The organism is Acinetobacter sp. BD54, assembly GCF_044778325.1.
GTDB classification, from domain to species: Bacteria; Pseudomonadota; Gammaproteobacteria; order Pseudomonadales; family Moraxellaceae; genus Acinetobacter; species Acinetobacter baumannii.
In genome coordinates this window covers 57,042-71,883 of sequence record NZ_JANJEP010000009.1, presented here as the reverse complement: position 1 = coordinate 71,883, position 14,842 = coordinate 57,042, and the positions used below count along the sequence as shown (strand labels likewise).

Annotated in this window: 12 protein-coding genes; 9 read left to right on the top strand and 3 right to left on the bottom strand. The window is 41.0% G+C overall.

The features are described 5' to 3' along the window. Nucleotides 1-51: 51 nt before the first annotated feature. The gene (locus tag NQ782_RS14800) at nucleotides 52-933 is read right to left on the bottom strand and encodes a LysR family transcriptional regulator (protein WP_086231059.1); all 882 of its coding nucleotides are present in this window, start codon (nucleotides 931-933) and stop codon (nucleotides 52-54) included. 165 nt (nucleotides 934-1,098) lie between these two features. Between NQ782_RS14800 and NQ782_RS14795 the strand changes: the two genes are divergently transcribed. The 7 genes from NQ782_RS14795 (at nucleotide 1,099) to NQ782_RS14765 (ending at nucleotide 9,693) form a co-directional block, all read left to right on the top strand. Then, a complete protein-coding gene (locus NQ782_RS14795; protein ID WP_057093670.1) occupies nucleotides 1,099-2,616 on the top strand; it encodes a CoA-acylating methylmalonate-semialdehyde dehydrogenase in 1,518 nt (505 codons plus the stop codon). An 11-nt stretch (nucleotides 2,617-2,627) separates the two neighbouring features. Next, the gene (mmsB, locus tag NQ782_RS14790) at nucleotides 2,628-3,518 is read left to right on the top strand and encodes a 3-hydroxyisobutyrate dehydrogenase (RefSeq protein WP_001017299.1); all 891 of its coding nucleotides are present in this window, start codon (nucleotides 2,628-2,630) and stop codon (nucleotides 3,516-3,518) included. Nucleotides 3,519-3,599: 81 nt separating this feature from the next. Continuing rightward, the gene (locus tag NQ782_RS14785; RefSeq protein WP_000969580.1) at nucleotides 3,600-5,249 is read left to right on the top strand and encodes an AMP-binding protein; all 1,650 of its coding nucleotides are present in this window, start codon (nucleotides 3,600-3,602) and stop codon (nucleotides 5,247-5,249) included. 11 nt (nucleotides 5,250-5,260) lie between these two features. Further along, the gene (locus NQ782_RS14780; protein WP_001160765.1) at nucleotides 5,261-6,388 is read left to right on the top strand and encodes an acyl-CoA dehydrogenase family protein; all 1,128 of its coding nucleotides are present in this window, start codon (nucleotides 5,261-5,263) and stop codon (nucleotides 6,386-6,388) included. 21 nt (nucleotides 6,389-6,409) lie between these two features. Next, nucleotides 6,410-7,183 (top strand): enoyl-CoA hydratase, encoded by a 774-nt coding sequence (locus tag NQ782_RS14775; protein ID WP_001198690.1) that lies wholly within the window; start codon nucleotides 6,410-6,412, stop codon nucleotides 7,181-7,183. 12 nt (nucleotides 7,184-7,195) lie between these two features. Then, entirely contained in the window at nucleotides 7,196-8,221 is a 1,026-nt protein-coding gene (locus NQ782_RS14770) for an enoyl-CoA hydratase/isomerase family protein (RefSeq protein ID WP_001091033.1), read from the top strand. Nucleotides 8,222-8,340: 119 nt separating this feature from the next. After that, the gene (locus tag NQ782_RS14765) at nucleotides 8,341-9,693 is read left to right on the top strand and encodes an MFS transporter (protein ID WP_001193289.1); all 1,353 of its coding nucleotides are present in this window, start codon (nucleotides 8,341-8,343) and stop codon (nucleotides 9,691-9,693) included. A gap of 92 nt (nucleotides 9,694-9,785) precedes the next feature. Here the strand turns inward: NQ782_RS14765 and abaI are convergent, their stop codons facing one another. Next, complete coding sequence (gene abaI, locus NQ782_RS14760; protein WP_086231060.1) at nucleotides 9,786-10,352, bottom strand: acyl-homoserine-lactone synthase AbaI; 567 nt, start codon at nucleotides 10,350-10,352, stop codon at nucleotides 9,786-9,788. Between the two features lie 63 nt (nucleotides 10,353-10,415). Next, a complete protein-coding gene (locus tag NQ782_RS14755) occupies nucleotides 10,416-10,832 on the bottom strand; it encodes a DUF4902 domain-containing protein (RefSeq protein ID WP_000253662.1) in 417 nt (138 codons plus the stop codon). A gap of 759 nt (nucleotides 10,833-11,591) precedes the next feature. On the opposite strand from NQ782_RS14755, the gene abaR reads away from it, so the two are divergent. Continuing rightward, entirely contained in the window at nucleotides 11,592-12,308 is a 717-nt protein-coding gene (gene abaR, locus NQ782_RS14750) for a LuxR family transcriptional regulator AbaR (protein WP_000446790.1), read from the top strand. Between the two features lie 612 nt (nucleotides 12,309-12,920). Beyond that, nucleotides 12,921-14,810, top strand: a complete 1,890-nt coding sequence (locus NQ782_RS14745) for a fatty acyl-AMP ligase (protein WP_057094395.1) — start codon at nucleotides 12,921-12,923, stop codon at nucleotides 14,808-14,810. Nucleotides 14,811-14,842: the final 32 nt, after the last annotated feature.

Genomic DNA, 14,842 nt, shown 5'->3' with positions numbered 1-14,842 from the left:
TGTCTCGATTTACCAGAAAGCCAATCATATGATTGGCTTTTTATTTATTATTTAATCAACCAGTAAATGTTGGTATTTATCGGCCTGTTTACGCAAGTAATCCCAGACCAGTTTAATGCGCGGCTCATGCTGTAAATCAACGAAGGTCAGCATCCAGAAGGTATGGGTAAAACGAACTTGTTGTTCTAACACCTCTTCGAGCTCAGGCTTATCATCTGCCAAAAACTTGGGCAAAATTGCAAGACCTGCGCCTGCGCTGACCGCAATTTGTTGCGCCAAAATGCTGCTACTACGAAAGTTTGCGTTAAGCTTCAAAGGTAAGCGTTCTAGACAATACAGCTCGGGGCTATACACCAGATCATCAATATAGTTCACAAAGCGGTGATGGGTTAAATCTTCCAGACGGCGAATTGGTGGGTTTTGCGCTAGATAGTTTTGGCTACCGTAAATTTTTAAACAGTAATCAGACAAGCGCGTAATGATATAAGGCCCTGAGGTTGGGCGTTCAATCGACACCACAATATCTGCTTCACGGTGCGAGAGCTTAATCATTTTTGGTACGGGTATCAGGTCGATGGTAAGCAGAGGATACTGGATGGAGAACTCAGCCAGTAAGCGGGCTAAAAATGCGGTTCCAAAGCCCTCAGGTGTGCCAATTCGCACACGACCTTGCAAAGGTTGGTGCGGTTTTTCAATTTGTAAGAAAGCTTGTTCCATTTGTTCAACTCGAGGGACAAGTGCCATCCCTTCGAGAGTTAACTCATAACCGGTTGCTTCACGTTTAAATAGCGTAGTACCTAAAGCAAGTTCTAGAGCCTGAATCCGTCTAGCCACCGTACTGTGCTCGACACCGATAATACGTGCAGCATTGGTTAGAGTTTTAGTGCGTGCTAAAACCAGAAAAAACTGTAGATGATCCCAATCCACTTTCATTTTTGTTATTGTCCCTGTGCATATTTGCACAACAATCGTGCATGAATTTGCGTTGGTGGTCAAAGATTTCTTTGTTAGTCTCAAATAAAACCTGAATAAAGAAAATACATAGAAAAGTATTTTCTAATAACTGAACACAATAAAAATATGACCTACGGAGAGGTTATGAACACAATCCAGAAAATCGAATTGGACACCGCTAAATTACTTATTAACGGACAGTTTATCGAATCTAAAACACAAGAATGGCAAGACATTGTTAACCCTGCAACTCAGGAAGTGATTGGCCGCGTGCCTTTTGCAACGGTTGAAGAAGTCGACGCTGCTATTCAGGCTGCACAAGATGCTTTTGCTTCATGGCGCCAGACCCCAATTCAGGCACGTATGCGCATCATGCTCAAGCTACAAGACTTGATCCGTGCCAACATGAAAGACATTGCACAAGTATTGACGGCTGAACAAGGTAAAACTTTGGCAGATGCCGAAGGTGATATTCAACGTGGTCTAGAAGTGGTTGAACATGCCTGCTCAGTTGGTACTTTACAAATGGGTGAATATGTTGAAGGTGTAGCACGTGGTGTCGACACCTATACCTTGCAGCAACCTTTGGGCGTTTGTGCAGGTATTACGCCGTTTAATTTCCCAGCCATGATCCCGCTTTGGATGTTCCCAATGGCAATCGTGTGCGGCAATACTTTTGTTTTAAAACCTTCAGAACAAGATCCATTATCGACCATGATGTTGGTTGAGCTTGCGATTCAAGCAGGTATTCCGGCAGGTGTGCTGAACGTTGTGCATGGCGGTAAAGAAGTGGTTGACCGTTTGTGTACCCATAAAGACATTAAAGCAATTTCATTTGTAGGTTCAACAGCGGTTGGAACACATGTTTATAACCTTGCAGGGCAGCATGGCAAACGTGTGCAAGCCATGATGGGTGCAAAAAACCATGTGGTTGTGATGCCGGATGCCAATAAGGAACAAACCTTAAACGCTTTAGTAGGTGCAGCATTCGGTGCAGCGGGACAACGCTGTATGGCATTGTCGGTTGCAGTGATGGTTGGTGACAGTAAACAGTGGATTCAAGAGTTAGTTGAAAAAGCCAAAACTCTAAAAGTAAATGCAGGCCATGAACCAAATACTGACATTGGTCCAGTGATTTCAAAACGTGCCAAAGCGCGTGTAATTGACTTGATTAATAGCGGTGTTGAGCAAGGCGCAGAGTTACTACTCGATGGTCGCAATGTTCAAGTACAAGATTATGAGTCAGGTAACTTTGTGGGCGCCACGATTTTTAGTGGTGTAAATACCGATATGCGTATTTATAAAGAAGAAATCTTTGGCCCGGTACTTTTAATTATTTGTGTAGATACACTCGATGAAGCAATCGCTTTGATCAATGCCAACCCATTTGGTAACGGTGTAGGTCTATTCACACAAAGCGGTGCCATTGCACGTACTTTCCAAAACGTTATTGATATTGGTCAAGTCGGTATCAACATTCCAATTCCTGTACCAGTGCCGTTCTTTAGTTTTACCGGTTCAAGAGGCTCAAAACTTGGCGACTTGGGGCCATACGGCAAACAGGCTGTGCAGTTCTATACCCAAACCAAAACGATTACCAGTCGCTGGTTTGAAGATAGCCATGAAGTTGGTGGTGTAAATACAACCATTAGTTTACGTTAAGGGGATCACGGATGAATATCGCCTTTATCGGTCTAGGGAATATGGGCGGCAGAATGGCCCAAAACCTACTAAAAGCCGGACTCAAAGTTTATGGTTACGACCTCAGTGAAGTCGCGATTCAGCACTTCGCCGAGGCAGGTGGTGTGGTTTGCGACAGCCCACAGGACGCAGCTAAACAAGCAGATGTAGTCATTACCATGTTGCCTGCGGCGAAGCATGTTAAAGAGGTTTACTTAGGCGAAAATGGTGTCTTGGAAGTGCTAAAAGCAGGTAGCTTATGCATTGATAGCAGCACCATTGACCCGCAAACTATTAAAGACATTGCTGCTGTTGCACATAGCAAAAATATTAAAATTTGTGATGCACCCGTTTCTGGTGGAACCATTGGTGCTCAAGCAGGAACCTTAACCTTCATGGTCGGTGCCGATGAGCAAACCTTTAATGAGGTGAAACCTGTGCTCAGTCACATGGGCAAAAATATTGTTCATTGTGGTGATGTCGGTGCAGGCCAAATTGCCAAAATTTGCAATAACCTGATTTTAGGAATTTCAATGGCTGCGGTGGCCGAAGGCATGGCACTCGGTGTGAAGCTAGGCATCGACCCACAAGCATTGGCAGGTGTAATTAATACTTCAAGTGGCCGTTGCTGGAGTTCGGATGTGTGTAACCCATGGCCACATATTAATGAAAATGCGCCCGCATCTCGAGGCTATCAAGATGGGTTTGCAACTCAGTTAATGCTCAAAGATTTAGGACTCGCTGTAGAAGCCGCAGGCCAAGTCAAACAGCCGGTTTTGTTAGGTGGTATGGTGCAACAGCTTTATCAGCAAATGTGTATGCGTGGTAATGCTCATCTCGATTTCTCGAGCATTATTCAACAATACCTGCCACAAGAGGCATAACGGTAAAGCCAAAGGATGGCTTTAAACGAATAAATCAAACCCTGTCGTGAATAACAACAAATCCGGACTGAGGGAAAAGATATGATGGATTATCAAAATGCTGTACAGGCTTTCGATTTGGAAAGCACTGCTAAACAGATGTTGTCAGGTTCACTCGATGCACTGAACGCATGTTATGAATGTTGTGATAGACATGCAGATGGCGACAAGATCGCGCTGTACTGGCAAGGAAAAGACGGTCGCAAAGAACAATATACCTTCCGTGAACTAAAAGAATGGTCGAGTCAGTTTGCTAACTTTTTAAAATCACAAGGTGTGAAAGCGGGAGACCGTATTTCAGGCTTATTACCGAGAACACCTGAACTGATTGTGACCATTTTGGCAGCTTGGCGAATTGGTGCGGTGTACCAACCCCTATTTACTGCCTTTGGTCCCAAAGCGATTGAGCACCGTATTCAACTTGCTCAAAGTAAGCTGGTGGTGACCGATATGGGCAACCGTAGCAAGCTCGACGAAATTGAAAAGTGCCCTGCAATTATGACAGTGGCCGACGCACAAGGTACTCCGCTTAAAGCAGGTGATTTTAATTTCTGGAATGAAGTGAAGCAGCAGTCCGATCAATGTGATCTGGTGATGCGTAGCATCCAAGATCCTTTCTTGCTTATGTTTACTTCAGGCACTACAGGACCAGCGAAACCATTGGAAGTGCCACTAAAAGCATTGATTGCTTTTGGTCGATATATGCAAGATGCCATTGGTTTAACCGAAGAGGATTCATTCTGGAATATTGCCGATCCGGGTTGGGCTTATGGTCTGTACTATGCGATTACTGGACCGTTATTTTTAGGCCATGCCACTTTGTTCTATGAAGGCGGTTTTAGTACCGATAGCCTATGCCAAATTGTGAAAGATTATAAAGTTAACAACTTGGCAGGTGCACCAACGGCTTACCGCATGATGATGGCGGCTGATCCGGCACAAATGGCGCCGTTAAAAGGACAATTCCGTGTGGTGAGTAGTGCAGGCGAGCCGCTTAACCCAGAAGTAATTCGTTGGTTTAAACAAGTCCTTGATGCTCCAATTTATGACCATTATGGGCAAACTGAAGTGGGCATGGTGGTGTGTAATCATCATGGTTTAAAACATGAAATTCATGCTGGTTCAGCAGGTTTTCCAAGTCCGGGCTATCGTGTTGCAATTGTTAATGAACAAGGTGAAGAACTTCCGCCAGACACACCGGGAATTTTAGCAGTCGACATTAGCCAGTCTCCAATGATGTGGTTTGGTGGCTATAAAGAAAGTCGTAAATCACCTTTCATTGGTCATTACTATTTAACGGGTGATACTGCCGAGCTACATGCCGATGGCAGTATGAGCTTTGTCGGCCGTAGCGATGATGTGATCACCACATCGGGTTATCGTATTGGACCTTTCGATGTAGAAAGCGCACTACTTGAACACGACGCTGTGATTGAAGCCGCAGTAATAGGCGTGCCTGATCCGGATCGCACTGAAGTGGTTAAGGCTTTTGTAATTTTAGCTGCGGGCGTACAACCTTCAGATGCACTTGCTGAAGAACTCAGCCAGTTTGTTAAAAGACGACTTTCTGCTCATGCTTACCCACGATTAGTTGAATTTGTGAGTGAATTACCTAAAACTCCAAGTGGCAAAATTCAGCGCTTTTTATTGCGTAATCAAGAAATTGCTAAACAACAAGCTAAAGCAGGGTAAAGGAAATAATAATGCAATTTACCGAAGAACAATTACTCATTCGTGATATGGCGAAAAGTTTCGCCCAAGAACAAATCAAGCCTAATGCCAGTGATTGGGATCGAGATGGAACTTTTCCAAAAGAAACTCTGACTCAAATGGGACAACTCGGTTTTATGGGAATGCTTGTTTCAGAGGAATGGGGTGGTTCAGACACGGGTAACTTAGCCTATGTACTGGCACTCGAGGAAGTTGCAGCAGCGGATGGGGCAACCTCGACCATTATGAGTGTACATAACTCGGTTGGTTGTGTGCCTATTTTAAAATTTGGGACTGACGAGCAAAAAGAGCGCTTTTTAAAACCTTTGGCACAAGGTGAAATGATAGGAGCTTTTGCCTTAACCGAACCGCATACTGGCTCAGATGCAGCAGCCATCAAGACCCGTGCGGTAAAAGATGGCGACGATTACATTTTAAATGGTGCCAAGCAGTTTATTACCTCGGGTAATAATGCCGGTGTCATTATCGTGTTTGCTGTGACCGATCCGAGCGCAGGTAAAAAGGGGATTAGTGCATTTTTAGTCCCACGCGAGACACCGGGTTATGAAGTGATTCGTGTAGAAGAAAAGTTAGGTCTGCATGCTTCAGATACCTGCCAAATTGCGCTGACAGATGTACGCATCCATAAAAGTCTCATGCTGGGTAAAGAAGGTGAAGGCCTGAAAATTGCTCTCGCCAATTTAGAAGGTGGACGTATTGGTATTGCTGCACAAGCAGTCGGTCTAGCACGTGCGGCGCTCGAAGAAGCAACTCGTTATGCCAAAGAGCGTATTACTTTTGGAAAACCAATTTTTGAGCATCAAACCATCGCGTTTCGCCTTGCTAGCATGGCAACTGAAATTGAAGCAGCGAGACAACTGGTTCACTACGCTGCACGTCTCAAAGAAGCAGGCCAACCGTGTTTGAATGAAGCTTCAATGGCCAAACTATTTGCTTCAGAAATGACGGAACGTGTGTGCTCAAATGCCTTACAAGTGTTTGGTGGCTATGGTTATCTCAGAGATTTCCCAATTGAACGTATTTATCGTGATGCCCGTATTTGTCAAATTTACGAAGGCACAAGTGATATTCAACGTTTAGTCATCGCACGTAGTCTATAAAACCAGAACAAGGAATAAATAATGCAGTGGCAAAGTATTTTATTAGAAAAGCGTAATGGGGTTGGATTGATTACCTTAAATCGCCCTCAAGCGCTCAATGCCTTAAATAGTGAATTAATTAGTGAAATTAATCAGGCATTAGATCAACTCGAGAAAGATCGCGAAATTGGCTGCATCGTATTGGCAGGCTCAGAAAAAGCTTTTGCCGCAGGGGCTGACATTAAAGAAATGGCCGATTTGGTTTTCCCCGATATTTATTTAGATGACTTTTTCCATCTTGCAGACCGTATTGCACAGCGCCGTAAACCTTTAATTGCTGCGGTGAGTGGTTATGCATTGGGTGGTGGCTGTGAATTAGCACTCATGTGTGACTTTATTTATTGTGCTGATAACGCCAAGTTTGGTTTACCCGAAGTCACTTTAGGGGTAATTCCGGGTATTGGTGGGACACAGCGTTTAACCCATGCCATTGGTAAAGCGAAAGCAATGGAAATGTGCCTTACCGCTCGTCAAATGGGTGCAGTAGAGGCAGAACAAAGTGGTTTGGTTGCACGTGTGTTTAGTAAAGAAGAATTACTTGAACAAACCTTGCAAGCCGCTGAAAAAATCGCAGCACGGTCTTTAACTGCAAATATGATGCTCAAAGAAACCATTAACCGAGCTTTTGAGGTGAACCTTACCGAAGGTTTACGTTTTGAACGTCGCATGTTCCACTCCATTTTTGCAACTGCGGACCAAAAAGAAGGCATGCAGGCATTTGTTGAAAAACGGCAGGCAAATTTTAAAAATCAGTAAGAGATCAATAAAATGAATACAGAAAATCACTTAATGATTGAGCGACAAGGTAAGCTTGGCGTGATCACCTTAGATCGTGTGACTCATCTCAATGCATTGTCGTTAGATATGATTGAAGGAATTGGCGCCCAATTGGAGTTGTGGCGAAATGATGCTGCTGTTCAGGCGATCTTAATTAAATCAAATAGCCCAAAAGCCTTCTGTGCAGGTGGCGATATTCGCTATCTCTATGACAGTTATAAAAATGGCACAGCCGATTACAAAGGTTACTTTAGTGCCGAATATAAAATGCTCAATACACTGCGCGAATATGAAAAGCCAATCATCGTTGTGCTTGATGGCTATGTATTAGGTGGTGGTTTTGGCTTGGCTCAGGCGTGTCACATTGTGGTAAGCAGTGAAAAGTCCAGATTTGCCATGCCTGAAACAGCGATTGGTTTTTTCCCGGACGTTGGCGCAACTCATTTCCTGTCTCGCCTTGATGATATTGGCGTTTATATGGCAATTACGGGTGAGCAGATCAGCAGTAGTGATGCGCTCTATCTCGACTTAATTGACTACCATGTGCCAAGCGATCAGTTACAAGCTTTACAAGACGCTCTCGTCGAAGCGCCAAGTTTAAGCAAAGAGGGAATTGAACACATCATTACCCGATTTATTACTCGTCCTGCTGAAAGTGAGCTTAAACAACTTGCCGAAGGCATCCGTAAACATTTTGGATTTCAGCATTTAGATGAGATAGAACAAAGCCTTGAAAATGAAAAGGATGAGAGCTTAAAGACTTGGGCGAGTAAAATGCTTAGTATTTTGCAGCAGCGTTCATTTATTGCCAAACAAACCAGCTTGAAACTGCAACATTTAGGCCGTGGACTTTCACTACAGCAGTGTATGCAGCTTGAGCGTGATTTACAGGATATCTGGTTTGAGCATGGTGACTTTATTGAAGGCGTTCGTGCGCTCATTGTTGATAAAGATAAACAACCACGGTGGCAAGAACGTAATCCTGAGCTGGAACAAATTTTAGAAAAACTAAGCTAAACCATTTTTCAAACACATAAAAAGCTTAAGGAGATCAAGCGAGACCTGAACATGCTTATGGTCAGGATAGATCATAAGCATAAAAAGACAAAACAAGAAAATCTAAAAAGGACATTACGATGCAAACAATACATGGAAACGGTTCACATCCTAAAAAGTCGTCACATCGATTAGCAGGCATCTCTAGCATGGTCGGCACCACGATTGAGTGGTATGACTTTTTTGTTTATGGTGCAGCAGCAGCCCTCATTTTTAACAAACTATTTTTCCCAAATCTGGACCCACTTACAGGTGTGCTTGCAGCATTTGCAACCTATGCTGTTGGGTTTATTGGCCGTCCACTTGGTGGTTTAGTCTTTGGCCATTTTGGTGACAAGATTGGCCGTAAGTCAATGTTATTGCTAACGCTGATGCTCATGGGAATTCCAACCGTACTGATTGGCCTCTTACCGACTTACGAGTCAATTGGATATTGGGCGGCAATTGGCTTGGTGATCTTGCGATTTATTCAAGGTATGGCCATGGGCGGTGAGTGGGGCGGTGCCGTGCTTATGGCAGTAGAACATGCACCCGAAGGTGGTAAAGGGTTTTGGGGAAGTTTACCTCAAGCCAGTACCGGTGGGGGCTTAATGCTCGCCTCAATCGCACTAGGACTGGTGTCGTTATTACCTGAGCAAGCATTGTTTAGCTGGGGCTGGCGTTTACCATTTCTTGCCAGCATTATTTTACTGGCAGTGGGTTGGTATATTCGTGTAAAAGTGCCTGAGTCACCAGACTTTGAAAAAGTAAAACAACAGTCCGAAGAAGTCAAAGTTCCGGCTTTTCAGGTTTTTAAAAACCATCCAAAACAACTTATCACCATTATTTTGGCTCGCGCTGCCGAAAATGCATGGTTCTATATTGCTTCAACCTTTACGTTAGCTTACACCACCACACAATTAGGTATTCCACGACAAGACATTTTGTTTGCCACTATTTGCGGTGCAGCCGTGATTTTATTTATGACGCCGTTATGCGGACATTTGTCTGATAAAGTCGGTCAACGCAATATGTTTATGTTTGGTCTATGTGTATTGGCACTTTATTCTTATCCATTTTTTAGCATGCTCAATACCAAAGATCCGGTGCTGGTCTGGACGGCAATTGTTTTGGCAATTGGTGTGGTGTTTCCGATTATGTATGCGCCACAAGCTCAGCTTTTTGCGCGTCAATTTCCTGCTGAAATTCGTTATAGCGGTATTTCGATTTCGGTACAGTTGGCAGGTGTTTTGGGTGGTGGTTTAGCCCCTATGATTGCCACTAAACTACTCAGTATTGGGCAAGGCAATCCATATTTAATTATGTTTTATATTGGAAGTATGGCTGTAGTTGCGATTATATCGACATCATTTATGCCGCGCGATTGGAGCTATAAAAAGGATGAGACTTATTATAAGAAAGCAAACTTAAATCTAAAAACCAAGATTGATTGATATGCACTCATCTTGCTCGGTCATATGTATAGATTGCTATGTAAAAATTAGGACTCATGCCCCATGGATAGGCATGAGTCTTATATAAGAAATTAGATATCAATCAAGCATGCAAACATCGAATATCCATCAATCGTCATTGGTGGACCTGCACGATGGGCACGAAAACCCGCAGCACGTAATAAACGTTCTACTCCAAGAGGAGAAGTCGTAATGAGTTGTTTTGCGCCTTGTTCTCTTGCAAACTTGATTGCTTCTTGCAGAATTGCAATTGAGACAGGTGATGACACAGCCTGACTGCTAGAGGAAGGCGGATTTGAAAAATCTACGGCTGAAAACCTTGATAATTCCCAAATTTCTGGTGAGCAGGGAATAGGCATTCCATTGAGAAGTTGGGGAAATATTTCCCCGAGTAAATAGGGTTGTGTGGTGGGTAGTAATCTGGCACAACCAATGATATTGGATTCTCTGTCTTGAGCCACGACATAAGCTGTATCGACTTTATCAAATTGATCTAGTTCTTCATTGTTTGGACAGTTCAACTCCCAACCCAAATATTCAACAAATACCCTGTAGCGGTAACTTTTAAATTTGGTATATAGGCCTTCTGAAAAATTGTTTTGAAATCCAGCAATAATATTCATTACAAGTGCTTCCACTTATTTTTCAAGTGACTTTACTGAACAGCTGGAAAGGCGGTAACTGTAAGAATTTACAGGTTTCTAAGAGAAGGTTTGACTTAATGAAGACTTGGTTAATGACGTATTGATTTGGGCATAAATAAACGGTTCCCAGAACAAAGTATCTATTTTTTTCTCGAGTAATGTTTCATTAATATCAAATCCGATATCCATACCAGATACGTCAACAATCATGATATTGCTTCGAGGTAACCCCACTCGTTTTACGGTAGTGATGCCATTATTCTCAATGAGTTCCCAATCCCATCCGGTACTTAAAGCTGGAGTTTGTGAAGTTGCCCATTCAGTAAAACCATAATAGAAAATTTGAGACGCTTCAGTATGTCTAGATTCAACGGTAGAGATGATATGTTGGAGAGGATAACTCATGAGTTGGTTTTCGTTCATTCGAATAAAACCATCTGTTGAGATAGAGAAATGAGGGGGTATGCTAACCATGCTACCTGCTTAAGTACCCTAAATTAAGATTTAATGAATAAATAACATAAATTTTTGCCAATAAAATACTGTTATATTTAACAGGTTAACTGTAATTTGTTAGCACATCTTTAAGCTCTTCTTATTAGAGAGATTTTCGGGTAAAAAGTTATTTTTTTAAAGAGAATCCTTCGTTGGAGCTTATTAGATAGTCAATATTGCTATTACTCAAATAATAATTACAAGTATAGGGATTTCTACAGTAATTGATTGGTTTTTAAAATATTATAATTATTTTTAGTTTTTATATATAAAAAATAAGAAAATTGGAGATATCGAATAATTGATAGACAATATTATTTAATTAAATTAATAAAAGCATACTATAAAGATTAAGTAGTCGACCTCTTTATAAATTAAAAAAATATATATTTTGGAATAAAATGCATCGTGTAAATTTTAATTTTTAAAGCATAATCTGCGCATGAAATATAACAACCTTGAAAGCTTTCAGACATCTAGTTTATCTGAATAATTTGCAACCATTCCGGGCTTAAAAGTGTTGTTAATTGGATAATGAATTCAAAATCTTTAATTGAGAGCTCTAATAGAAGAGTAGGCACCGAAAATATATTTAGCAACTTCAGAATCTTTTAGATTTTTGAAGGACTTTATGGAAATTACGGTAAAAGATTAGACCTACACTTCAATTTGATTGCTTGGATTCACAATATGCAACCGAATAAAAAATAGTCTGTGAATGGAGTCTAATGAGAGCAAATGGAAAGTTGGCAAGAGGATTTATTATCAGCATTTTTGGTGGTAAAAAATGAATACCAGTTGTTTGAGATCGTTAAATCTACCGCATCAAGGCTCGGATTTGACTATTGCGCTTATGGTATGCAATCACCCTTATCTATTGCTGAACCAAAAACAATTATGTTGAATAATTATCCAGAAGCATGGCAGAAACGTTATGTGGAACGGCAATATGTGAAGATAGATCCAACTGTGCAGCATTGTATGGTATCACTTCAACCTCTTGTTTGGTCGAGTCAATCTGCAAAGACACAGGCAGAAAAAGATTTTTGGGAGGAAGCGCGTTCTTATGGTTTAAATGTCGGTTGGGCTCAGTCAAGCCGTGATTTTATTGGGACCCGAGGAATGCTAACACTGGCAAGATCCAATGACCAGTTATCAGAAAAAGAGCAAAAAGCACAATATACGAATATGTATTGGTTGACTCAAACAGTGCATTCCAGCATTGCTAAAATAGTAAATGATGTAGAGTTTGCTAAATTCAATCTTTATTTAACGAACAGAGAAAAAGAGGCGCTACGTTGGACTGCTGAAGGCAAAACGTCAGCAGAAATAGCTCAGATTCTTGGTGTAACTGAAAGAACCGTAAATTTCCATCTCAGTAACTCCATGCAAAAGTTAAATGTAAATAATAAAATTTCAGCAGCTATTCGAGCTGTAATGTTAGGGCTTTTGTAGAGATTATAAATAACATAGGAATTTAATATTAAAATTAAATGGAATAAATAATTTTAAGATTTATATGTTTGATTTAAGTTAATCAAATGTTTTAAATTTAAGGAAATATAATAAGTATATCTCAATATTAAAATAAAATTTTATATTTATGTTGTATTCTTAAATATTTATTTTTTATGTGTGCCTATATAAATATAATAGTTTGATTTTTAATTTATATTTTTTTATAAATTTTTTGAAAATATTTACTCTATAGTTAAAAGTAATAAAAAAGAAACTGTTTAAGAGTAAAAAACCTTCAAAATCTTGGCTTATACGTATCTAAATTAGGAATAGATGAGGCATTAATTTAAAATAATGATAAGAAATTAAAAATATATAACTGAACAAAAAATGATTCATATAAAGGATTTAGCTTCTTAATTTTCGATAAGAGACCACTAACCTGTAAACACTTACAGGTGTAATAAGTAACACTCATACATAAAATATAATGTGAATTTATATTTTAAATAAAAAGTATATTTATTCTTTTATTAAGAAACCTAGCAAGAAATGTCGTTTCTGAATTAGCAGATTTTAAAGGTTAATTATAATTAATCGGAGTAAGTTATGGCTGTAATGTGTACGGATAATATCATTGCAACTTTGGAATCCCACGCAAAATTAAATGGAAATAAGATCGCTTTTGAGTATTTGGGACGCCAGTCTGGTGGTATTCAATCTCTGACATATGCAGATTTGAATGAGCGAGTTCAACATCAAGCCCAAATATTAATGAATATTGTAGACAGTGGTGACCGTGCCGTATTGCTGTTCGAACCTGGATTGGACTTTATCGTATCGTTCTTTGCCTGTTTGAAAGCTAAAATTATTGCAGTACCAGTCAGCTTACCGTTTAACCGTAATGGTTTTTCTAATATTTTGAATATTATGAATGACTGTGAGCCTAAGATTGTACTCACAACAAAAAAGATTCTTGAGCTCGCAGGTCTTATCACACTAAAAGCTCAAAATGAAAATTTGATATTACATGCTGTTGATGCCGAATTGCAGCGTGACTTGGTGGAAAAAGATTTTCCGCTTATTACTGAAAAAGATATCTGCTTCCTTCAATATACCTCAGGCTCAACAGGCTGGCCTAAAGGCGTAATTGTCACTCATAAAAATATTATGGCCAATGAAGTCATGATTGCCGAAGCTTTTGGTACACAACCAGAAGATGTTGGCCTGACGTGGCTGCCTGTTTACCACGATATGGGGTTGATTGGCTCGGTTTTGCAAACCGTATATGTGGGACTGACTTGTTATGTCATGTCGCCGCTGGACTTCATTCGAAAACCTCTTAAATGGCTACAATTTATTAGTGAAAAAGGCGTCACGATTAGTGGTGGACCAAACTTTGCCTATGAATTGTGCCTACATCGCATCACTGATGAGGAGGCTGCAGCGCTTGATCTAAGCCGTGTGCGTGTGCTGTTTAATGGTGCCGAGCCGATCAAGGCCCATGTCATGCAACGCTTCATGGAGAAGTTCAATACACAATCGAAGCTCCGACTTGATACTTTCTTGCCATGTTATGGCTTGGCAGAAGTGACGCTCTTAGTCAGTGGCGTAACTGGCCCTCTCAATGCAATTTCACTTGATCGTGACAAGTTAAATGCCCATTTGGTACAGACCAGCCAAGATCAGACAGCCGTGCAAGTAGTGAGTTGTGGCAAGATCTCGAAACATATTGATTGTCGTATCGTTAATCCTCATACCCGTAAAGAGGTAGCGGCTCATGAAGTCGGTGAAATCTGGCTAGCAGGTGAGAGTGTCACTGCAGGTTACTGGCAAAAGCCGGAAGTTAATCAGGAGACCTTTGAAGCAACGATTCTTGATGAGGCGGGACAACCTAGCCAAGTACACTACTTAAGAACGGGTGATATGGGCTTTATCAAAAACGGAGACCTTTATATAACTGGCCGCCTTAAGGATGTGATTATCATTCGTGGCAAAAACTATTATCCGCAAGATATCGAATGCTCTGTTGAAATGGCACATCCTGCTGTTCGTAAAGGTTGTGTCGCAGCAGTGAACTTTGCTGATTCTGAAGGGGTTACGGTTGTACTTGAGATTAAGAAAAAGTCCTTAGATAAGACACTTAATTTTGAAACCATCAGAACTCAAGTTAAAGAACAAGTGGCGGCTGATATTGGCTTGCCTGTAGACGGTGTCTATTTACTGCACCAAGGCCGTATAAATAAGACCACTAGCGGCAAAATTAGAAGAAGAAAAATTAAAGAGCAGATCGAACGCGGTCAACTGGTCTGTTTAACCCATCCAAACCGTAGAACGGTGATTGCTCGAAACTATGTCAAGAACGGCTTAGACGTCATCCGTGATCGTGAGCAGCGGGGGCAGCTGATTCGTTATAGCTCCAATCTACTCAACTCAATGATCAAGGAACGTGAAGTACGCACGCTGATTTTTAATCGTCTGAAAAGTGCTTTGTTTTAACCCTTATCTTTTAAATCTTTGAGTGAAAATCC

Bases quoted from the DNA above. Each gene is read 5' to 3' on its own strand.
- NQ782_RS14785 (WP_000969580.1), top strand. From the start codon at position 3,600: ATGATGGATTATCAAAATGCTGTACAGGCTTTCGATTTGGAAAGCACT.
- NQ782_RS14770 (WP_001091033.1), top strand. From the start codon at position 7,196: ATGAATACAGAAAATCACTTAATGATTGAGCGACAAGGTAAGCTTGGC.
- NQ782_RS14800 (WP_086231059.1), bottom strand. From the start codon at position 933: ATGAAAGTGGATTGGGATCATCTACAGTTTTTTCTGGTTTTAGCACGC.
- NQ782_RS14745 (WP_057094395.1), top strand. From the start codon at position 12,921: ATGGCTGTAATGTGTACGGATAATATCATTGCAACTTTGGAATCCCAC.
- NQ782_RS14765 (WP_001193289.1), top strand. From the start codon at position 8,341: ATGCAAACAATACATGGAAACGGTTCACATCCTAAAAAGTCGTCACAT.
- abaR (WP_000446790.1), top strand. From the start codon at position 11,592: ATGGAAAGTTGGCAAGAGGATTTATTATCAGCATTTTTGGTGGTAAAA.
- mmsB (WP_001017299.1), top strand. From the start codon at position 2,628: ATGAATATCGCCTTTATCGGTCTAGGGAATATGGGCGGCAGAATGGCC.
- NQ782_RS14775 (WP_001198690.1), top strand. From the start codon at position 6,410: ATGCAGTGGCAAAGTATTTTATTAGAAAAGCGTAATGGGGTTGGATTG.
- NQ782_RS14780 (WP_001160765.1), top strand. From the start codon at position 5,261: ATGCAATTTACCGAAGAACAATTACTCATTCGTGATATGGCGAAAAGT.
- NQ782_RS14755 (WP_000253662.1), bottom strand. From the start codon at position 10,832: ATGGTTAGCATACCCCCTCATTTCTCTATCTCAACAGATGGTTTTATT.
- NQ782_RS14795 (WP_057093670.1), top strand. From the start codon at position 1,099: ATGAACACAATCCAGAAAATCGAATTGGACACCGCTAAATTACTTATT.